Raw genomic sequence first — 19,803 nt, 5'->3', positions numbered from 1 at the left:
AGGAATCACAGATGAGTAGGGATCAACGAAGATATTTCGTAGCGACATTGTTGATCATGGTTGCTGCTCGTTCGGCGAGTTGTTTCGCACACGAAACACCGATCGACATTCGCGTCGATCCCGTGACGCAGCAGTTGCTTCCGCAAGTGAATAACAACTTTGCATTGCTCGACAACTTTGCGACTTTGATCTTCACGGACTCTCCAGGATTTGGGGTCACGTTTCCGGTCAATGGCGTCAGCACGGGAACGACCTTCGAATTGGAAGCCGTCGGACCTTTGCTCTATTGGAATGGAACCGGCCCAACCACAACGACCGCTGAACTAACCTTCGAGAATCCAGCGTTCGATAGCCTTGGTAACCCGGTGAGTAGCCCCGTGACGGACTACGCGATCAACCAGACCTCTGCAAGAAAGGTTGGGATGGTCTGGGGGACCTACACGGGAGCGCCGCAGTGGCACGCGGATGGGTTCTTTGAGCTGGCATCTGGGTCAGCACCCGGGATCTATGGCGTTCCACTAAGACTGCACGGTAGTGGACTCGAGCGTTCTGACACGTTCCTCTTTCCGCTAGTTTACGATCCCAGTGGAACCTGGACGTTAGCCCAGCGACTGGCTGCTATCGGGGAGTTGCGGGCTGAACTGATTGGGCTGGGGATTGCTGACTTCAACAACGATTTCGAGGTCGATGGCAGCGACTTAACCCTTTGGCAGAACGGTTTCGGCCAAACGGGTCCTATCGAGCCTGCCGATGGAAACGATGACGACTGGGTCGATGGTTCCGACCTTTTAACATGGCAACAACAGTTTGGCACGGTGACCGCACCACCTGTTTCTTTGGTCGCGGTCCCTGAGCCAGCAGCTCTTAGTTGCTTTTTATTTCTCGCGAGCACGCTAATGACTTGGCGTCGTTCTCGCACCATTTTTAATTAACGATTATTTCTCAGAGAGGGTTTTCAAGATGCGTTACCTTTTAGTCCTATCCGTTCTTTTGCTGACCTCAGCCGCTTCAGCACAAACCGTCACCACTTTCACGGCAGAGCTTGACTTCACGACGGTTCGGCTTGGAGGAGTCTCCGCCCCCGCATTCCCAGCCACCGCTTCTGCCACGTTTGTGCTTTCCGAACCGGCAACGGGAGGCATGGGCGAACCAACCGTCAGCTACTCGATTCAGCTCGAAGGTTTAGATCTAGACGGCTTCCAATCATCCAGCCTCGACGATAACGTCACGGCGATTCACGTCCACGATATCACCGACAACATCGCCGCTAATGGTGGCTCGAAGGTCGACGTCAACACAGGCGGCACTCAGCACGTTCTGAACATTTTCGGCGTTCCCCGCGATGGTGACGACGATGATGACCTAGTGACCGACCCCGTTGCAGGAACTCTCAGCGGCCTGTGGGAAGATTCCGACGCCGTGTCCAACCCCATGATGTCACTCGGCGACACGTTTGCTGTCTCAGCCCCCGACGTGATTGATCGACTGAAAGCAGGCAACTATTACCTGATGATCCACACCAGCAACAGCGCCCCTGGCGTGCTGCCTGGTGGGATCACCATTGGTGGCTTTCTGACGGCGGTGCCTGAGCCGAACGCTGTTGTGCTCGGGCTTTTGGCGATTGGTTGGATTGGTACCAAACGCAGAAAGTAAGGGCATGCCAGAAGCCTGGCGAGGCGTAGCTCGCCGGCTAGAAGTGTTGTGTTGTCACTCAATTCACTTCTGGTTCACGTGCTTCGCCACTTGCCAAATGAAGACGTCCCGATTCGATCGCCGTTTGCAGCCATGCGCGGCGGTCGATTTCCGGCTTCGTCGACCAATGCGAAGCGCCGCCGTAGAGTGATTCGCCACAGGTCGGACAGGGCAGGGTGGTTTCATTAGCGACGGTTGGCTTCTCAGTAAAGTCGGGCGAATCCCACGCGACGTCGCACTCGTCACACACGATAGCAATCGCTTCACATTGGCCACAGGTGCGCAGACCCAGCGTGCCTTGCTCACAGATGCGACACGTTCCGACGTAAAACATTTGGGCCATGGCAACTGTCCTTGAAGATCGAGGCTTGAAGTAGGGCCACGGATTGCACGGATAATACGGATAGGCTGTAGGATGGCCACTCCTGGCCGTCGCTTTAATTGCACAGCATGAAAAGTGCCCAATCGACAATCTGTTTATCAATCTGTGTCATCCGTGGCCAAATCTTGCGAGCTACTTGATGGGAAAGGCCGTGATGATTCGGTCTTCATTCACGATCAGACGGATGCGACGCGCCGGCGGATTCTTTGGGCGACTGCGGGCACCTTTTTGCCCGCCGACGTAGCCGATGCGACGACCCATGTTGACTTCGTACTTGATTCCGTTGTCCTCTTTCGACTCCTTGGTGTTCTCTCCGCGTAAAGCCATGCGGTAGGCTTCGTCGATCAGCGCGAGCACCTCAGCCGGTTCGTTCGCGTCAAAAACGCCGTGTGGTCCTGGTCGGTCCGGTTCGTTATGAGCATGAAGCATGACATGCCGGATTCGATGCCCATCCGCTCGACTGCGTGTGTAGCGCAAACCGGCGGGAGAAGTGTAGATCTCCGTGCTTCGTCCCGCAACAATTGCCTCGATGCGTTGCAGCTCTCTGCTCGGGATCGAGCTCTTCTTCTCGCCGCTAGTGGAACTCTGCTTGCCACCGGCTGGTTTCTCGCGACTTTCGACTTTCGGCGTTGCGTCTTCTTGCTCGGCTGTTGCGACGGGCAGGTTCCAACCGAATCGCTGGTTCAGCGCGGGCGCTGCGACAAGGTAGCCGACAAGAAGCACACCCAACAACACCAGCCAACGAGTGCCGACACGCCCCTTTGTGAGTCTCAACAATTCTTGAATGAGACGAGCTATTTGTTGGGTGTCGCGAGACATAACTTAAGTGTTATTTTCCTGAGTCTGCGGAGAGAAGAACGCCTCGTCGATCGCCTGTTGCTTGCGGGCGCGTTTCCATTGCCACTTCGCACGGCAGGTAGCAAAAGCAGCGACCGTGCTTAGTATCGCAACAACGGTAATCACCGCCAAGCCGACATCGTTGGTGTTCGCGTCGACGATATCCAAAGGGTGATCTTGCTTGCTGCCAGACACAACCCAAGTAGGGTGATCTTCTAGGTAAAGCATTTGCCGCTGATGGCCTATCGGATGCTCCTTTGAAAATCTTTTGACGGCGGTGTGACCATCGTAGGAGAATTGATGATCGTGAATGCGATGTCCCTCGTCGTTTTGACGGGGCGCGTACTGCGTGATGGTAGCGGTAGTTTCCTTACCGTAGAAATAGCACACGAGCGGCTTGCCGACACCATAGGCCAGAGTGCCCAGACTGAGTGCGGCAGCCAACAGCCAGAACCACCAACCGTCCGCATGTTTCTTTTGCATACTGCCATTATGACGCGGTGGATCGAATCAAGGCAAATGTTGGTTGCTAAGAGTGGCCGCCGGCTATTCTTGCGACATGAATCGCAAACACACTGGTGCTGGAACTTCTGCGCTGTGCTTAGTGAGCGATAACTTGCCAGTCGTTTGATCGATCTGGTGAACGGCGATGTCGTCGGAGTTCTTCCCTCCAACCAAGAGAAATTTGCCCGTCGGATCAATCTCAAAGTTTCTCGGCCACTCGACTCCGCAAGAGACGACCTCGATTTGGTCGATCTTGCCTGAGGCTTCATCGATTGCAAAAACGGCGAGCGAATCATGCCCGCGATTCGAGGCATACAGAAACTTGCCGCTGAGGTGGACGCGAATCTCCGCCGATTGCTTATGCCCCTCGTAACCCGGGGGCATCGAAGAGACAGTTTCGATCTCGGTGAGTTGCCCCGCTTTCGCATCCCAGTTGAAGGCCGTGATGGTGGCGCTCATTTCGTTCGTCAAGTAACAAAACTTGCCTGAAGTATGCCACGCCAAATGCCGCGGACCGGAACCGGGCGTTACTTCAACAAACGGCGGCTCGTGCGGAGTGAGTTCGCCGGTCGCCTGATTCACGGCGTAGACGAAAAGCTTGTCGAGCCCCAGGTCGGCTGCTAACGCAAACTTGCCGTCGGGCGAAGGGGTAATCGAATGGGCATGAGGTCCCTCTTGCCGGTCGGGGTGTATGCCTTTGCCATCGTGCTGGTGGAACGACGTCCGCTTGCCGAGCGTGCCCGCAGCCCCGACGTTGTAGGCCTCAACACTTCCGCCTCCATAATTGGCGATCATCAACAGACGCCCATTGGGAGTAAGGCTCACATGGCTGGGACCTTTACCCTGAGTTGGGTCCTCGTTGAGCGGGATGAGACGCCGCTGCCCGTCGTCCCACTGCATGGCAATCACACGCCCCGCAGCCTTAGGAGTCTCTGCCTCGCCTCGTCCACACGCGTAGACATACTGACCATCGGTAGAGAGGGCTAAAAACCCTGGGGTCGGTATCACCGCCGCTTGCTGCGGCTTGCTCAACTCCCCCGTTTCGGTGTTGAACTCACAGACGTAAATTCCCTGGGCATCGCCAGTGCCGTAGGTTCCGATGAGCAAGATGACGATAGGCATGGGGAGACCCTTTGAGTCGAAGGCTCTTGGCAAAAGAGGCTCTTCGTCGAATGGTTGGACATAAGTAACAACAAACAGTACGCAGCGACGTGGCGAATATGCAAATCAAATGTCAACGTCCAGCGACGACTTGTTTCATCGGTTTTTTTACAAAATCGACCGCAGCGGCCTGTTAGTTTCCCCGACTGCACGAATGCTGACTAGGGCGTTGGCTTTCCAACGTACTTTGCGGTTAGCGGGCAAGTATGGCAGCCGTTGGCCATGTGTTATAATAGATGTCCCTCCCTGCCCACGGTGCCCCTACTGGTACCCTTCTCCAACTACGAATCGTCTCTATGAGATTTCGTCGCTTATTCTACTTCCTGACACCTTTCATTCTGCTTCTTGCAAGCAGCGTACTTCCTGCGCGGGCTGCCGCCACTGCTGAGTTCACTTTACCTGAGAAGGTGACCTTCAACGCGCACATACGGCCCATCATGTCGAACACCTGTTTCGCATGTCACGGCCCGGACGAAGAAGACAATCCAAGCGAGCTGCGCTTAGACAGCGCAGAACATGCTTATCGACCAATCCCTTCCGATGACGAGCTAGCCGCCATCAAGCCGGGCAATAAAGAAGCGTCGGCCATCTACCAACGGATTATGCATGACGATCCCGACATGCAGATGCCTCCTCCCGAGTTTCGTCACAAGCTCTCGCCGCGAGAGAAAGCCCTTTTTGCTCGCTGGATTGAGCAGGGCGCAGAGTACGAAACCCATTGGGTCTACGCGCCCCTGACGCGCCCTGAGCTACCCGAACTCACCAAGCACAGTGATTTGCCGGCCAATCCGATCGACCAATTCATTCTCGCGCGTTTAGAAGCTGAAGGGATCGAACCGTCTGAGATCGCCAGCAAGGCCGAGCTATTGCGTCGGCTCAGCCTCGACCTCATCGGCTTGCCTCCGACGCCTGCTGAACTCGACACTTTCTTGAAAGACAACTCGCCCGACGCTTATGAAAAACAAGTGGAGCGATTGCTCGCTTCGCCACACTTCGGCGAGCGGATGGCGGCTCCTTGGCTCGACATCGTTCGCTTCGCCGATACGGTAGGATTCCATGGTGACCAAAACCAGCACGTCTTCCCTTACCGCGATTACGTCATTAAGGCGTTCAATGAGAATCTTCCCTTCGACCAGTTCACGCGTGAGCAACTCGCCGGCGACTTGCTCAAGAACCCCACTGATGACCAACTGGCGGCCACTGGCCTCGTACGGTTTGGCATGATGACTCGCGAGGGTGGCGCGCAGCCGAAGGAGTACTTGGCCAAATACACTGCTGATCGGGTACGCATGGTAGGCACGGCCTTCCTCGGTTCGACACTCGGTTGCTGCGAGTGCCACAATCACAAGTTCGACCCCTTCGCGACTAAAGATTTTTATGCGTTGGGGGCCTTCTTCGACGATCTGCGTCAATGGGGCGTCTACAACAACTACGGATACACGCCCAACCCTGACCTGCGGGGCTTCTCGAACGATTATCCATTCCCGCCGGAATTGCGACTTGAGAGTGACTCGCTCAATGAACGTATTGAGTGGCTTCAAGAAAAAGCAGACCAGAGCATCGCTGCTGAATTACCGAAGGAAGTCGCAGTCACTGAGGATTATCAGCAGTGGGTTCGCCAAGCAAAGGAATTGGTTGCGAGCCACCCTGAAGGGTACGTGCCAGTCCGGATCGCTGAAGCGATCACGGCCAATGAGCAAACCAAGGCCACCATGCTCGATGATGGGTCGGTGTTGGTGAAAGGTAAGCCTCAGAAAGACGATGTCGTAACCCTGACCTGTGAAGTCGATTCTCCGCTGCCAATCTGTAGCGTTCGCGTCGAAGTCTTACCCGATGAGAAACACAACGGCTACGTTGGCCGCGGCAAAGAAGGACGCTTCGGGCTGAGCCTTTCCGCCGAATTGAAAGCAGGCGAGAAGACTTCGCCACTCACGTTCGCTTGGGCTCAGCCTGATCGATTCGCACCGCACGGTTACAGGAATGGTTATTCCAGCCCAACGATTGATCTGAAGAAAACTTGGAAGAGCGGGCCTGAGCGTTGGCAACTTCCCAAGAACGAAGCACAACTTCGGCACACAGCCATTTACCATCTGCGCAAACCGCTGCCGCCCACCGGCGAGAAGCAACTCGTGCTCAAGATCGCCAGCGCCGATGTCGGACGAGTACGGATCTCGGTCACGCCGTTTGCGGAAGCCATTCCCGGCAAGCCAGCCGTCAATGAGCGCCTGCGAAAGGCTCTAGTCACGGCCCCTGACAGCGATGTCGTCCTAGCAGCCGCCTACCGTGCCACGACCCCTCCTGACCAGGCCAGCGCCACGGCCAAGGAATACCGCCAGCAGATCATCGAATGTCGTGCCGGTTATGCTCACACGCTAATTGCCCAGCAACTTCCGAAGGAAAAGTATCGTGTCAGTCGCGTGTTGCCGCGTGGCAACTGGCAGGACGAGTCGCAGCCAGCGCTGGAACCGGGCGTCCCTCACTTTCTCCCGCAACCCGAGAACGTTGGCGAACGTCGCCTGACACGGCTCGATCTGGCTGAGTGGATCACCTCGCCGGAGAACCCAATCACCCCACGCCATGTGGCGAATCGGTTCTGGGCGCACTTCTTCGGCACGGGGCTGTCGAACAAGCTCGACGATCTTGGCAACCAGGGCGAATGGCCCAGCCACCCCTCTCTGTTGGACTGGCTCGCCAGCGAGTTCCGTGATGGAGGGAAGCCGGTAGATGCTGAGGACGAAGCCCAAGCATGGGACGTGAAGCACTTGGTGCGACTAATTGTCACCAGCCGCACGTACCGCCAAAAGGCGGCTTACCGCGACGATCTTGCCGACGTCGATCCGTACAACCGTCTCCTCGCGCAACAAGCGGCACGGCGGCTTTCAGCCGAGATCGTTCGTGACAACGCGTTATCGATCGCTGGGCTGTTGGAAGACGACCTAATCGGCGGCCCCAGTGTCATGCCTTACCAGCCCAAGGGTTACTATCGCAACTTGAACTTCCCTGTCCGTGGCTACGACACCGATCGAGGAGACCAGCAGTACCGCCGCGGCGTCTACATGCACTGGCAACGGACGTTCTTGCACCCCATGCTGGCCAACTTTGATGCCGTCTCGCGCGATGAATGTACCGCGGGCCGCACGCAGTCGAATAGTCCTCAGCAAGCGCTCACACTGCTGAACGATCCCTCCTTCGTTGAAGCCTCACGGGCGATGGCCAGTCGAGTCCTTCGTGAAACGCCCGACCTTAGCAGTTTCAACGCCACGTTGAATCATGCCTTCCTGACTGCTTTGAGTCGCAACCCTTCGCAAAAGGAAAGCGAAAGCTTGAAAGCGTTCTACGAGGAACAACTCGAATACTATCAAGCAAACCCCAAAGATGCCAAAGCACTTGAAAGCGTCGGCGATAAGAAAATCGAGCTGACCCTATCAGCCCCCGAACAGGCAGCGTGGACGCAAGTCTGTCGGGCGATTTTGAATCTGCACGAAGTGATCACGCGATACTAGGTGATGAATTAGGACGCGGATAAACGCGGATTGAGCGGATGTTCGCTGATTTTATTGGCGATCATCGATGATCGAAACCTGCGAGAAGAACCAAAAGCACGACAACTAAAATCATTAAAAGCGACGAAGTCATCCGCGATGATCCGCTCGATCTGCGTTCATCCGCGTTCCATTCAATAAGAGCAAAGTATCGATGTTAGATCTCAACCAAATCGAAGCCGCTCAACAGCAAATTGCCCGACGCACGTTCCTCGCGAATTCCTTCGCCGGCATTGGCGGTCTGGCGATGGCCTCGCTGTTTGGCGAAGGGTTAAGCCCCCAAACGGCCAACGCCGCTAGCGGTCCGGTCCGCGTTTCGCACCCTTGGCCATCGCTCCCGGGCATGCCGCATTTCGCTCCCAAGGCTAAGCGACTGGTTCATCTCTGCATGGCGGGCGGGCCTTCGCATATCGACTCGTTCGACCCGAAGCCCGAACTTAGCAAGATCAATGGAAAGCCATTCCCCGAATCGTTCACCAAAGGTCAGCAGCTTGCCCAACTGCAAGGTGCGAAGCTTATTGCCCTGGGCTCGTTCGTCAAATACAAGAAATGGGGCAAGTCGGGCCTCGAAATCTCCGAGTTGTTCCCCAACATCGGCAAGATCGCCGACGACATCTGCGTGGTCCGCTCGATGACCACCGAGCAGATCAACCACGACACAGCCCACGCCTTTATGAACACGGGTTCGATCATTAAGGGCCGCCCTTGCATGGGTTCGTGGTTGCTTTATGGCCTGGGTGCTGAAACGGAGAACCTTCCCGGCTATGTGGTGATGACCTCAGGCGGCGGGCAGCCGATTTCTGCCCGGCAGTGGAGTGCTGGTTTTCTTCCTAGCAAGTATCAGGGCATCGCCTTCCAAAGCCAGGGGAGCCCAGTCCACTATATCGGCAACCCGTCGGGCGTCTGCCAATCCACCCAGCGGCAACTAATTGAACAGGTCCAACGCCTCAACGGCATGCTCGACGAACAGCGCGTCGATCCCGAGATTGCCACACGCATCTCGCAGTACGAGATGGCCTTCAAGATGCAAAGCTCCGTCCCCGAGCTGACCGATATGTCCGACGAGCCGCAGCACGTTCGAGACATGTACGGCGTGAAGAACCCTGGCGATGGTTCGTTCGCCTCGAACTGCTTACTCGCCCGTCGACTGCTCGAACGCGGCGTTCGCTTTGTTCAGCTCTACCATCGCGGCTGGGATCATCACCGCAACATCACCAATGACCTCCCGGCACGAGCCAAGCAAACCGATCAAGCCAGTGCTGCCCTGGTTCGCGATTTGAAAGACCGTGGGCTGCTCGACGATACACTCGTGGTCTGGGGCGGGGAGTTCGGTCGCACGCCGATGGATCAAGGCAACGGTCGCGACCACCACATCAACGCCTTCAGCCTGTGGATGGCCGGCGCGGGAATCAAGGGTGGCCAAGCGTACGGCCAGTCCGACGAACTCGGCTACGGCATCGCCGAAAACGAAGTCGCCGTCCGTGACTTCCACGCCACGCTACTCCACACCTTCGGCATCGAGCACGACCGCTTCACGAAGAGCTTCCAAGGCCTCGACCTCAAACTCACCGGCGTCGAGCACGCCCGCGTCGTGCACGAGCTTTTTGCCTAGGAGCTGTTTCGATTGCAGGGTGGCTGGGGACGAGCCCCGCGAGCCCCCAGTCATTTGGAAACTGGGGGCAGCCTCAAGCTGTCCCCAGCCACCCCAAATCTCAGATGCGCCTCGTTAGAAGTCCGCAAACTCCCACTGCAAGCAGCAGAGCAGTCGTCGGCTCGGGAACTTGCGTGATTTCGTAACCGATCAGATCGAGCGTGCGAAGATCGTTCGGCCCAATCGGCACGACGACTCCTGGGGGTAGGGTCGGATCGAACAGCCCGAGACCGAGGAAGTCTTTGAAGTGGCTTGCTTGTTCGCCATCACCTTGGGTGCGACCGGTCGACAAGCGGATTTCGGCGTCACCTCCAAAAAGGCTAGTGATCTGATCAAAGGAATCGTCACTTCCCGGAACCAGGGAACGGGGAAGGGTGGTGAACTCCGCCGGATTCGAGGGGTCGTTGGCACCGCTGCTATCGAAGCGAAAGAGATCAACGGTCGAAGGGGCCAAATCACTGACTGTCGTTCCGGCATCTAGAGCGGCATCCACAAGATCGACCTCTGAGATGAATCCGAGAGCGTGGCCGATTTCATGGGCGGCGACGGTTTCGAAATCGAATCCCACGACTCCGTCGCTATTGTCAAAGTCGAAATTGAAGTTGGTGCTAAAGGTAATCATCGCATCCGTGGCCCCAAAGACATTATCGAGTCCTGCAAAGCCTAGCGCTTTGAGGTTCGCCTTCGTCGCACTCACATCGCCCGAAAGACCAAAGCCCAACGGCAGTTCGAACAGGGCGTTTGCTGAAGTGGGCAGGAACGCGGTGATGAGGTCATCCGCTTCATCAGCCGCATCAAGCACCATTTGGTTACGAATAAGGTCGTAGCCCGCCTGCAGCGTGACCGAACTCGCTTGGCCAAGCACTCCCGCCGGAAGCGATGCCAGATCGGCATCAATCGTGATCGTGATCGGATCGGCAATCACCGCCTCCCAAGCATCTACTGCACGCTGAAAGGCAGCCAGCGCGGCTGGGTTCGCTTGCAGGCCCGCACCTGCGTTCAGGGTGATACCAAAGCCATTGAGCTCATGGGGTACCGTCTCCCGCAGTCGGAATTCACTGGAGCCATGCTCTGGCATCCACGAGTAGTAAGTCGATTGTGTCGGATCGGAAACCACGGCTTGTGCAGCTTCAGCGGAAACAATGCACACGACTGAGATGATCGCGAGGCTCTGGCCAAGTAGACGAGTGGCAAACTTCCTGAACCGACTAGCGCGTCGAAGCGCTCGTCGAGTTGTTGGTTTCATTAGACCCTCCAAGTTGATATTCCAGCGAATATGACGAACCGATCCAAGGCGCAAGAAAACCACGCGGCTTGAACATCACAGGCGACGCCAAGAAGCAGCGACGCTCCAAAGAGACTTCCTCATGCTAGCCGGTTGGAGTAGGCGAAACCAGCCTTTTGTTGACCGGAATGCCGAAACAGATCACAAGAAACGCATAGAGATTTTGGGTAAAAACCGCCTCTACGATTTCGCCCTACTTCTTTGACAAGTCCGTCAGCATGATGTTCTTCCAGCGGACCTTCGTCCCTTCGAGTTTCTTGTTAGGAATGTTGTGCACTTGCAGCGCGATGAAGCCCTTGGCGGTCACGTCGTCTTTCAGATCAGCAGCGGGGACGCCGTTGATCCAGGTCTTGATCGAATCGCCTACGCAGCGGATCTTGTAATGGTTCCACTCATTGTGCTTGAACGCTTCGCGTGCTGCCTTATTCTCCTCGCCTGCCAGATCGTTGAGCCAGCCGCGACGGGCTTCGTCGTAGATGCCAGCGGACCAGGAACGCTCCGACGTATCGATTTCCACTTGGTAGCCGTGCACGCGACCGGCAGGGATCTTCTTTTTGACTTTCCTGCCATCCTGATCGGTGATTTCGATTTGCTTGGTTTCGTCAAAGACATTGCTGCGAATTTGAATGCCTGAGTTCAGGCCGTCGTCGACCATGAAGTCGAGCTCAAGCAGAAAGTCCGTGTAATCTTTCTCCGTGCAGAGAAATGTGTTTGGCGTGTTCACGACGGACGTGCCGACGATTGTGTCACCCTCGACAGCATAGACGGCCTTGCCACCGCGCTTGACCCAACCCTTGAGATTCTTCCCGTTGAACAAAGGTGCAGCTTTCGTCTTGCCTTGCGAATCCTCAGCGTGATGCTTCGCATCAGCAGCGGGGACAAAGCCTGCTACCAACAAGGCGGCACCGAGGCCTACAAGACAGGCCCAACAGGCGATGCGAACAGGGGACGTCTTCTTGTTGAAATGCATTATCGTGGCTACTCGCTCAGTCGTGAGTTGGATGTGATACTCTCCCGGATGGTGCCCGGTGGGAACCCCATTATGGCCTGCGAAACCTCCCGCGAAAAGCGCTTTGCGGGAATCGAGAAACGAGCTGGTAAATGCCCTACTAACTCGACCTGATTGACTGGCTTTGCAGGGCTGAGGGAAAGCCCCTGAGCTGCCTAATCCTCGTAAGCAAAGGACAACGCTGTAGCTCGTTTCCTTCGCTGACGCTTCAGTATCGTTTGCGATCCGCAGGGCTTCGAAATCATTGAAGTGGTGTGGAAAGTTCGTGGTGATTGAATTCAACCTTGACTCATCGCTGGCGTGTTATGCTTTCGCGTTGCAACAAGACTTCTTTCCGTTCGATTCCCCACCGATAACCCGAAGGGGTCTCGTCTAGGCGAACGACCCGAGGGCACGGAATTGCCAGAGCAATCGAATTCAAGGCACGCTCGTTGGCGACGATCAGGCGCAACCGATGCTCAGTCTTGAGAAGCGGGCTCGGCAGGAGACTACCGGTTGACTTGATCACGAAGATCTATCTGCCGCTACTAAATCGTCGGCGAGCCCATCTCAACCGGCGATTGCAGAACCGACGAAGGCAGAATGGCTTGCTAGAAAAGCAGGTGCAACTCGTGCGATTCCAAACCGCCGTTGCCTGGATGCGGCGAATGTGACGGTCGTAGGCCGCATCGATTATGTGCAGATCACGTTGGAGATCTCGCTCGCGTCTTTCACGCAAACATCGGACCTCTTCAAGAATCGATTCTGCTTCCGGTGACAAGTTCATCGACAATTCTCTCTAGAATCCAATGGCGTCGTCCTATCGCTGGTTCGTCAAGTATACGTCCGTTTGTCCGAGGATGCGAATGTCCGAGCGGCGTGGAATCGCTCGGGGGAATTCTCTCGAGGGCTCATGAACCTACGTGAGTTGGGATGCGTATGGTTGATGAGGCAGCAGAACAGGCAACATTGCACTCACATCTCCCTCCTCGAAGCGAAATCTCTCCGGCATGAAACGCCTTGCTCCCTTCTTCCGCCAACGACTGGCGGAGCTCGATCGACTGCTGCGCGGTGAAGCGACCCAGCTAGAAGCTCTTGATGACAACAAACTGGATGTCTCAGCTAAAGGGCTGAGCATCATTGCCGTGCTGCTCGCCATGCTGTACGGGCTTTGTATGGGTTCGTTTTCTCTACTCAAGGAAACGGCTCCGACCCTGGTTGATCCCTACGGACCGTTGAAGCAGATTCTCGCCTCTATGGTGAAAACGCCCGCGTTATTCCTGCTCACTCTGCTGGTCACGCTTCCTTCGCTTTACGTCTTTAACGCATTAGTTGGTTCGCGTTTAACGCTGCTGGGGATGACTCGCCTGCTAGTGGCGGCGATGAGCGTGAACATCGCGGTGCTGGCTTCGTTGGGGGCGATCATTATCTTCTTCTCGCTCACCACGACCAGCTATTCGTTCATTCTCCTCCTGAATGTCGCGGCGTTTACGGTCGCGGGTGTCCTGGGGATGCTCTTTCTACTGCAGACGTTGCATCGCCTTACCAAAAGTGAACACCGCGGACTACCGACAGATTCCGCTCACACCAAAACGAAAATCACCTCAGATAAAAAGATTGCGTCGGACACGCGTCAAGCCGATGTCGCGAAAGAGAAACCAACCTTGGAACCCAGCGCACTCGACATGCCACGCGGTCAAGTGCTGGGGAGCTCGACGCGTGTCGTCTTTCGCTGCTGGATCGTCTTGTTTTCGTTAGTTGGTGCGCAAATGGGTTGGGTGCTGCGTCCCTTCGTGGGAAATCCGGACTTGCCCTTCACATTCTTCCGCGAGCGCGATTCAAACTTTTTTGCCGCGGTCTTTGGCGCCCTCAAGCAACTTCTCTTTGAAGGGTAAATCGTGCCTGCCTTCCAAACGGCCGATGACGTGCTTCGTCGCGCACGATGGACCGTCCAGCCGGATCAGGGTTCGCGTACTCTTGGCCGTTTGCTGGCGTGCATCCTCGCATTCGCGTTTCTCTACGGCGGCGTAATGGGCAGTTTCCGCGGTTTGGCGGGCTTGCCAGGCTGGGAGCAACAAGTGCTCTACTCCGCGATCAAAGCGCCTCTGCTACTGACCGGTTCGTTTCTCATCACGCTGCCCACATTCTTTGTCCTCTGTACACTACTCGGGCTGCGAGATGATTTCGCAGCCGCTGTCCGAGCACTGTTCACTGCCCAAGCCGGACTGGCAATCACGCTCGCTTCGCTGGCTCCGTTGACACTGCTCTGTTACGCTTCAACAATCAGTCACTCGCAATCACTCGCGTTCAACGGATTAATGTTTGCTATCGCCAGCCTCGCAGGACAGGCGTTACTCCGTTCCCATTACCGTCCCCTCATCGCACGCAACCCGCGTCATCGTCAGATGCTACTAGCATGGGGCGTGGTTTACGTGTTCGTGGCGATCCAACTCGCTTGGCTGCTGCGACCGTTCATCGGCAGCCGAGGCTTAGAAGTGCAATTCTTCCGCGACGATGCTTGGGGCAACGCTTACGTTGTCGTGGCTAAGCTGGTGTGGAAGGTGTTGTTTGGATGAGTTCTTTGCAATGACACATAATAGGGCGAAATAGCCTTTGAAGTCTGACAGATCTACTTAGTTCAAGTTGGTCGAGACATCCTCGTTAGAGATCAGCAAGAACAGCTTCGTTTCTCACCGGCAAGAGTGACAACTCGAGGTTCAGCAACTACATTGAACTTCGCTATTTTTTGCCTATGACGGTAGTCTGCGTGTCTTGAATAAGACTCTATACTAGCAGAGATCACATAAAACGATCTGACACCAATGATGAAAAAACTCATTGCGTTTCTCCCTACAGCAATGATATCTCTATTCTGCTCAGGGCAGGGTTTTGCTACCCCGCAGGAAGCAAAGATCGTCCGCGAAGACGTGGTCTTCCGCGATGGTGAGAAGACCTGGACCTATCAGAAGAGCCTCGTTCGTGGCTGGACGATTTATATTGAGCAGGCGCTGATCAAAGACGAGAAGCTGCTCGTTGACCTGAACGCCGAGCTAGTAAAGAGCTTTGCACACATCGAGAAGGTCGTTCCTGATAAGCCGCTCAAGTTCTTGAAAGCCGTGCCGGTCTGGGTGAGTCACGAGAAGACGTATCCCTTTCGCAAGGGCGAGAACGGAGTGATCCCGTTTCACCGCAGCAAACAGTGGCTCAGAAGCCACGGGCTGAATCCCCATATGGCTCCGGGAGTTCATGTGATTAACCCAAAGGCAGTCCTCTACGAGCATCGCGTCTTCGAATGGGGGCCGATGACCATCTTGCACGAATTATCCCACGCCTATCACAACCTTCACTTAAAACTCGATCACCCGACTGTGAAGAACGCCTACCAAAACGCCATGGCTGCGAAGCTTTACTTGAAAGTTCCAGACCGATCTGACCCTAAGAAAAAAGTACGTGCGTATGCGGCGACCAATCAAGAAGAATATTTCGCAGAGCTGACCGAAGCGTACTTCGGAACGAATGACTGGTATCCTCGCAATCGTGAGGAGCTGAAAGTGTACGATCCGCAGGGCTTCGAAATGATTGAAGTGGTGTGGAAAGTTCGTGACAAACGCTGAACGAACTCCCTCAGTCAACGAGCTGTTTTGAGTGGCTCGACACGGTCGTTTGAAGCCTCGTGGTAATCCTACGAGTCAAGTTTGCTGACTACAACCAATAGCATCGCTACCATTGGCGGTTCAGGGACTGGTCGCAAGAAGTTCGGACCAATCAATGCGTCCTGAATCAAAAAGGAAATCGTCGGTTTCGAGAAATCATCAGGCAGTCGAAACTTAGCCACTCGCCCGGAAGCCAAGGCATAGCTTGACTTTGCAACAAGGATAACCTCGAACCGCCTCCATTACATTAGTTAACGACGGAGAGTTTACCCCTCCGCGGAAGGGCCGATTAGTTTGGGCACCCCAGTGTGAATCGATTGGCACAAAAGGGCACACCTCTGCTAGGATATCGTGTTGATCGGTCAGTTGGATTCGCTGCAATCGGCACCATAAGCTGCCTTGCATTCGAGAGTTCATTGCGACCTGAGACAGAGAAACGGCAAAGCTTTTGCGCCCGGCTTTCAGGGTGTGTTGCTTACTTTTCTGGGGATATTCTCATGAAAAAACTGATTGCGTTACCAGTGCTTGCTTTCTGTCTTGCTGGATTCATCAGCGTCGATTTTGCCGCTGGTGATGATTTGGAACCGGCTCCTTTCCGAGGTGACCCAAACAGCGTGTTGGCCAAGTTCGATTTACAAGGTCAAGCGAACCTCGATTCGTTCTCTGAAGGAGCAAATCCAACTTTCCCACTCTTTCCCCTACCTGCCACGATCACACAAGATCCAACGGGAGCTCCTTTTTATCAAGTCGAGTTACCCAACTACATTGACGATCTGCCACTAAAGCTGATGCGGATTCAGTACAGTTGGTTCGGGCAGACCGGTGATGCACAAACCGTAACGATCAATGTGAGTCCCAATGTTCCTGGCGGATCAATTGCACTGGTCGATTCAGGTCCAATCACGCCCGTGCCTGGGGTTCCCAACGCCTTTCATCGCTACGATGATTTCGAAATTAGGCCCAACCCTGACTTTGAGTCGATCCAGGTCGAGTTCTTCAACTCAGACCCACGCTGGCTGATCTTCGATACGATCAGCACGGTCCCCGAGCCCTCGACCCTGTCGCTAGGTTTGCTGTTGGTTGCAGGCCTGACCACCCAACGTTGGCGCTATGCTTGCTGATTGATTCGCTAAGGGCCAGTTGGTTCATACGCCCGTGAATTGCGTGGTGAGCGACACTTGCTCTTGTCGCTCAACTAGGTGTTCACGGGCTTTTTTTTGATCTCGACGGTACGCGTGCAGATATTCGCACTCGCAGGCTAGTTCAGTTCACCGCCGCCGCTTTCACCGGTTCAGACTTTACCTCAGCCCGCTTCCAACTCCGCACGTACTTCACGCGATACGTTGAAGGAAGATCTTCATCCGCGGGCAGGCCCAGCCAGTCGGGCATCGTTTCCGAATCGAAGATCATATAGAGCGGTTGATGCCAATGGGTGTTCTCGACTTTCCGGACTGCGACGCCATCGACGTAGTAGACGATCTCATGCTCGTTCCAATCGAGGCCGTAGACGTGGAAGTCATCGGCCAATTTCCAAGGCGTCTGCCAGTGGTCGCCGACATTCCAGTGCTTGCGCGACTCGGGCGTGTAGAACACATGGAGATTCATGTTATAGCGTCGCTCAAAGCCTTTTGCTTTCGCGCTTAGTTCAAACACGTCGATCTCCGTCCGCCAACCGTTGCCGTTGCCAGCAAACCAGAACGAACTGGACCCTGCGGAATTCATCGGTTGGGCACAGACCTCAAAGTAGCCGTAGAGGACTTTCTCGCGGGCATGCACGGCGGCTGAACTATAAGTGTGATAGCCGCGGCGGCGTAACTTCTCAGGCGCGGCTTCTTTCCGCATGGTGAGTTGCAATTCCCCCGCCTTGACCGTCACATTCTTGGGATTAAACCAAGCCGGCTGGCGACCTTGCCATGAGCGATGTCGGGGCATCCACTTCGCTTCGTCGAGCACCTCGCCTTCGAACTCGTCAGTCATCTCGGGCCAAAGTTGCCACTCGTTCTTCGACGCTTGATGGGAGAGCGGCAACTCGTCAGTCGCTCGCTTGACCGCCACGATGTCACCCTCATGGGTCCAGCTTTCCACCTGGGACTTCGTCTTTAGGCCTGGGGCGACGTTGTCGTTGGCACTAACCAAGCAAACAGACAGATCACTGATTGCCCAAACAACTAGCACCCAGCGGAGACTCTGCGCGAGACGAAACATTTGGTTTTTCTTGAGGTGGGACCGCGGCACGCAACGGGGCTGCGAGCGCGGCAAGGTGGCGGGAACTCAGGAGGCTAGCGGCAGGCGATACTGAAAATCAAGGTTTGCCGGCTTCGTAATACTGACGAACCTCTCGTTCATCCATGGCACGGCCCAAGACGAGAAACTCGCCCATCAGTCCGTTGAGGTTCTGAACTTCAAACTTGGTATCCTTGGCCCATTCGCTGTAGGGCCAGTTGCCAAGATCACAGACGCCAATTCCCAACTGACGCATTTCTTTGATCGGCTGGGTACCAACAAGCCGACCATCGCAATAGTGGCTCACGGTTCCCTGATCGCTATCGACTACCGTTGAGAGGCAAACCCATTGGCCAATGTCGCTCTGGCTGATTGCGTGGCGGACCGAACTGTAGTGCTTGCGATCCTTGATCGATCCGGTGGTATTCGTGGTTTCCGCAAAGTGCATCAGTCCGCCGGTGGGTACGCGATCAATCGACCAATGGACGAACCGCTCTTGGTTGGTCTCCGGATGAAGCAGTGAGATCGGTCGTTCCTTGTAGAACGTTTCGATCTTGATCCAACTTGCCAGTGTCAAAGAGTCAAACGCACCGGGCAAATTCACGCGTACCCGATGACTTGCGTCAGCGAACCTTAAGGCTTGCTTCATAGGCCACCGACCGCGCGTCCAGTCGCAACCGACAATCGCCCCATAGGTACTCTTATCAGAGGTAGGAGCGTGGTTCACAAGTGTACGTCCCCACCCTTCACCTTCTTCAAACGTGTAGTGAGCGACCAGACTTGGGTCTGCCTGAATCTGTTGGCAATAGTTCTGCCAGCGTTGGTAGTGTCGCCCCTGACGCGAGTCAGCAAGTTCAGCCAACTGAGCGGGACCAACGAAACGGTTCTGCTCGGAATTCATTCTCTGCGGAACGCCCTCGCCCGCCAATAGCAGCGCCTCGCCACCAAGCAGCCGAAGTTTCTCAACGAGGGTTGCTTCTTCAGACACGGCAGCCTGGAAATCGACTTCGCCGTCAATCACATGGAGCTCCGAAGGGCCGTCGGTGGAGACCGACAGGCCAAACTCCGTGCCCAGATCAATTACATCACCTTTGTCAGTGCCGATTGTGAAACCCTTAGCACGTGCGGGGACGTGTGCGCGAAGCTTGCCATAGTGAAAGAAGCCTCGATCGGTCGTCAGCAGGTCAAACGACGCGGGTCCCTCAAGAATCACCGTCGCACCGCAATAAAACTCGATCTGCACGTGGCCTGAAGCCAACTTCAAAGTGCCCGAAGAGAGCGGCTTGCCAACCTGAAGCCCCGCAGCGTCCGTTTCCCACTGAGCATCAACGAGCTTCGTGAGGACCGCCACGCCATTACGACTCGCCTGCGCGGCTCGCTCAGCGGCTGAACCTTCGCGTTTTTGGGTAGGAGACGGAGACGTTGCGGCTTTCTCTTGCTTGGAAGAATCCGCCTGACTTGCCGAATCGCGGTTCGTGAGAAACAGACTCACAGCAACCAATGAAGCCGCTAGCGCCGCTGCAATTATTTGCCATCCCATTCGCGTCTTGTTGTCGCGCTGACCACTTATGCCTGCCAGCTCGCTAGCGAGTGTGACTTCAGCGGCGGTCAATAAATCGTCTTCAACCTTCGGCAAGTCGCCAGCCAAATAACGCCGTCGCAGTGCAGAGTGGACGTTGACATACTCCGTGTAGTAACGCAGTGCCGCAGGATGCTGCGCAAGCAACTCTTCCAAGCTCGCCAACTCCGCATCACTTGCTGAGCCATTCACAATGGCTTCAATCAACGGAAGTACACGCTTCTCAATGGCGTGTGCATTGGCTGGCGGATTCGAGCGCGGTCTTGCACTCTCTGTGGGATCAACATTCTCAAATGGATTTGACAC

17 protein-coding genes are annotated in these 19,803 nt (G+C 55.5%); 8 read left to right on the top strand and 9 right to left on the bottom strand.

Annotated features, from left to right (window positions below; translation table 11 throughout):
- The first annotated feature begins 11 nt into the window (after nt 1-11).
- Nucleotides 12-932, top strand: a complete 921-nt coding sequence (locus RIB44_17400) for a hypothetical protein (GenBank protein ID MEQ8618351.1) — start codon at nt 12-14, stop codon at nt 930-932.
- 28 nt (nt 933-960) lie between these two features.
- Nucleotides 961-1,653 (top strand): CHRD domain-containing protein, encoded by a 693-nt coding sequence (locus tag RIB44_17395; protein MEQ8618350.1) that lies wholly within the window; start codon nt 961-963, stop codon nt 1,651-1,653.
- Nucleotides 1,654-1,711: 58 nt separating this feature from the next.
- On the opposite strand, the gene RIB44_17390 is transcribed toward RIB44_17395, so the two are convergent.
- From RIB44_17390 to RIB44_17375, 4 genes are all read right to left on the bottom strand, one after another.
- Nucleotides 1,712-2,035 (bottom strand): hypothetical protein, encoded by a 324-nt coding sequence (locus RIB44_17390; protein ID MEQ8618349.1) that lies wholly within the window; start codon nt 2,033-2,035, stop codon nt 1,712-1,714.
- Between the two features lie 171 nt (nt 2,036-2,206).
- On the bottom strand, nt 2,207-2,893 hold the full coding sequence (locus tag RIB44_17385) for a hypothetical protein (GenBank protein ID MEQ8618348.1): 687 nt from the start codon (nt 2,891-2,893) through the stop codon (nt 2,207-2,209).
- Between the two features lie 3 nt (nt 2,894-2,896).
- Nucleotides 2,897-3,394 carry a hypothetical protein gene (locus tag RIB44_17380; GenBank protein MEQ8618347.1) on the bottom strand — a complete coding sequence of 166 codons (498 nt, stop codon included), beginning with the start codon at nt 3,392-3,394 and terminating at the stop codon, nt 2,897-2,899.
- 63 nt (nt 3,395-3,457) lie between these two features.
- Nucleotides 3,458-4,537, bottom strand: a complete 1,080-nt coding sequence (locus RIB44_17375; GenBank protein ID MEQ8618346.1) for a lactonase family protein — start codon at nt 4,535-4,537, stop codon at nt 3,458-3,460.
- 476 nt (nt 4,538-5,013) lie between these two features.
- Here RIB44_17375 and RIB44_17370 point away from each other — a divergent pair, with 476 nt between their 5' ends.
- Together RIB44_17370 and RIB44_17365 are read left to right on the top strand one after the other, a co-directional pair.
- The gene (locus RIB44_17370) at nt 5,014-8,079 is read left to right on the top strand and encodes a PSD1 and planctomycete cytochrome C domain-containing protein (GenBank protein ID MEQ8618345.1); all 3,066 of its coding nucleotides are present in this window, start codon (nt 5,014-5,016) and stop codon (nt 8,077-8,079) included.
- Nucleotides 8,080-8,272: 193 nt separating this feature from the next.
- Nucleotides 8,273-9,730, top strand: a complete 1,458-nt coding sequence (locus RIB44_17365; GenBank protein ID MEQ8618344.1) for a DUF1501 domain-containing protein — start codon at nt 8,273-8,275, stop codon at nt 9,728-9,730.
- Nucleotides 9,731-9,830: 100 nt separating this feature from the next.
- On the opposite strand, the gene RIB44_17360 is transcribed toward RIB44_17365, so the two are convergent.
- The 3 genes from RIB44_17360 to RIB44_17350 form a co-directional block, all read right to left on the bottom strand.
- Complete coding sequence (locus RIB44_17360; protein MEQ8618343.1) at nt 9,831-10,919, bottom strand: NF038122 family metalloprotease; 1,089 nt, start codon at nt 10,917-10,919, stop codon at nt 9,831-9,833.
- Between the two features lie 328 nt (nt 10,920-11,247).
- Nucleotides 11,248-12,345, bottom strand: a complete 1,098-nt coding sequence (locus tag RIB44_17355) for a DUF1080 domain-containing protein (protein MEQ8618342.1) — start codon at nt 12,343-12,345, stop codon at nt 11,248-11,250.
- Nucleotides 12,346-12,352: 7 nt separating this feature from the next.
- Complete coding sequence (locus RIB44_17350) at nt 12,353-12,571, bottom strand: MGMT family protein (protein MEQ8618341.1); 219 nt, start codon at nt 12,569-12,571, stop codon at nt 12,353-12,355.
- 481 nt (nt 12,572-13,052) lie between these two features.
- Between RIB44_17350 and RIB44_17345 the strand changes: the two genes are divergently transcribed.
- From RIB44_17345 to RIB44_17330, 4 genes are all read left to right on the top strand, one after another.
- Nucleotides 13,053-13,937 carry a hypothetical protein gene (locus RIB44_17345; GenBank protein MEQ8618340.1) on the top strand — a complete coding sequence of 295 codons (885 nt, stop codon included), beginning with the start codon at nt 13,053-13,055 and terminating at the stop codon, nt 13,935-13,937.
- 3 nt (nt 13,938-13,940) lie between these two features.
- Nucleotides 13,941-14,618 (top strand): hypothetical protein, encoded by a 678-nt coding sequence (locus RIB44_17340; protein ID MEQ8618339.1) that lies wholly within the window; start codon nt 13,941-13,943, stop codon nt 14,616-14,618.
- A gap of 249 nt (nt 14,619-14,867) precedes the next feature.
- Nucleotides 14,868-15,656 carry a hypothetical protein gene (locus tag RIB44_17335; protein ID MEQ8618338.1) on the top strand — a complete coding sequence of 263 codons (789 nt, stop codon included), beginning with the start codon at nt 14,868-14,870 and terminating at the stop codon, nt 15,654-15,656.
- A gap of 536 nt (nt 15,657-16,192) precedes the next feature.
- Nucleotides 16,193-16,816, top strand: coding sequence for a hypothetical protein (locus RIB44_17330; GenBank protein ID MEQ8618337.1), 624 nt, complete (start codon nt 16,193-16,195; stop codon nt 16,814-16,816).
- Between the two features lie 142 nt (nt 16,817-16,958).
- On the opposite strand, the gene RIB44_17325 is transcribed toward RIB44_17330, so the two are convergent.
- Together RIB44_17325 and RIB44_17320 are read right to left on the bottom strand one after the other, a co-directional pair.
- Complete coding sequence (locus tag RIB44_17325) at nt 16,959-17,900, bottom strand: family 16 glycosylhydrolase (GenBank protein MEQ8618336.1); 942 nt, start codon at nt 17,898-17,900, stop codon at nt 16,959-16,961.
- 97 nt (nt 17,901-17,997) lie between these two features.
- Nucleotides 17,998-19,803: a LamG-like jellyroll fold domain-containing protein gene (locus tag RIB44_17320; GenBank protein MEQ8618335.1), complete on the bottom strand. Its 1,806-nt coding sequence runs from the start codon at nt 19,801-19,803 to the stop codon at nt 17,998-18,000.

This window comes from Lacipirellulaceae bacterium, from assembly GCA_040218535.1.
In the GTDB taxonomy this organism is placed as follows: Bacteria; Planctomycetota; Planctomycetia; order Pirellulales; family Lacipirellulaceae; genus Adhaeretor.
Note: the sequence above shows the minus strand (reverse complement) of the source record. Positions and strands in the feature narration are given on the sequence as shown.

Excerpts from the sequence above, each read along its gene's own strand:
- RIB44_17335 (MEQ8618338.1), top strand. The coding sequence starts at position 14,868 with ATGAAAAAACTCATTGCGTTTCTCCCTACAGCAATGATATCTCTATTC.
- RIB44_17325 (MEQ8618336.1), bottom strand. The coding sequence starts at position 17,900 with ATGTTTCGTCTCGCGCAGAGTCTCCGCTGGGTGCTAGTTGTTTGGGCA.
- RIB44_17390 (MEQ8618349.1), bottom strand. The coding sequence starts at position 2,035 with ATGGCCCAAATGTTTTACGTCGGAACGTGTCGCATCTGTGAGCAAGGC.
- RIB44_17345 (MEQ8618340.1), top strand. The coding sequence starts at position 13,053 with ATGAAACGCCTTGCTCCCTTCTTCCGCCAACGACTGGCGGAGCTCGAT.
- RIB44_17395 (MEQ8618350.1), top strand. The coding sequence starts at position 961 with ATGCGTTACCTTTTAGTCCTATCCGTTCTTTTGCTGACCTCAGCCGCT.
- RIB44_17400 (MEQ8618351.1), top strand. The coding sequence starts at position 12 with ATGAGTAGGGATCAACGAAGATATTTCGTAGCGACATTGTTGATCATG.
- RIB44_17330 (MEQ8618337.1), top strand. The coding sequence starts at position 16,193 with ATGAAAAAACTGATTGCGTTACCAGTGCTTGCTTTCTGTCTTGCTGGA.
- RIB44_17370 (MEQ8618345.1), top strand. The coding sequence starts at position 5,014 with ATGTCGAACACCTGTTTCGCATGTCACGGCCCGGACGAAGAAGACAAT.
- RIB44_17375 (MEQ8618346.1), bottom strand. The coding sequence starts at position 4,537 with ATGCCTATCGTCATCTTGCTCATCGGAACCTACGGCACTGGCGATGCC.
- RIB44_17365 (MEQ8618344.1), top strand. The coding sequence starts at position 8,273 with ATGTTAGATCTCAACCAAATCGAAGCCGCTCAACAGCAAATTGCCCGA.
- RIB44_17385 (MEQ8618348.1), bottom strand. The coding sequence starts at position 2,893 with ATGTCTCGCGACACCCAACAAATAGCTCGTCTCATTCAAGAATTGTTG.
- RIB44_17380 (MEQ8618347.1), bottom strand. The coding sequence starts at position 3,394 with ATGCAAAAGAAACATGCGGACGGTTGGTGGTTCTGGCTGTTGGCTGCC.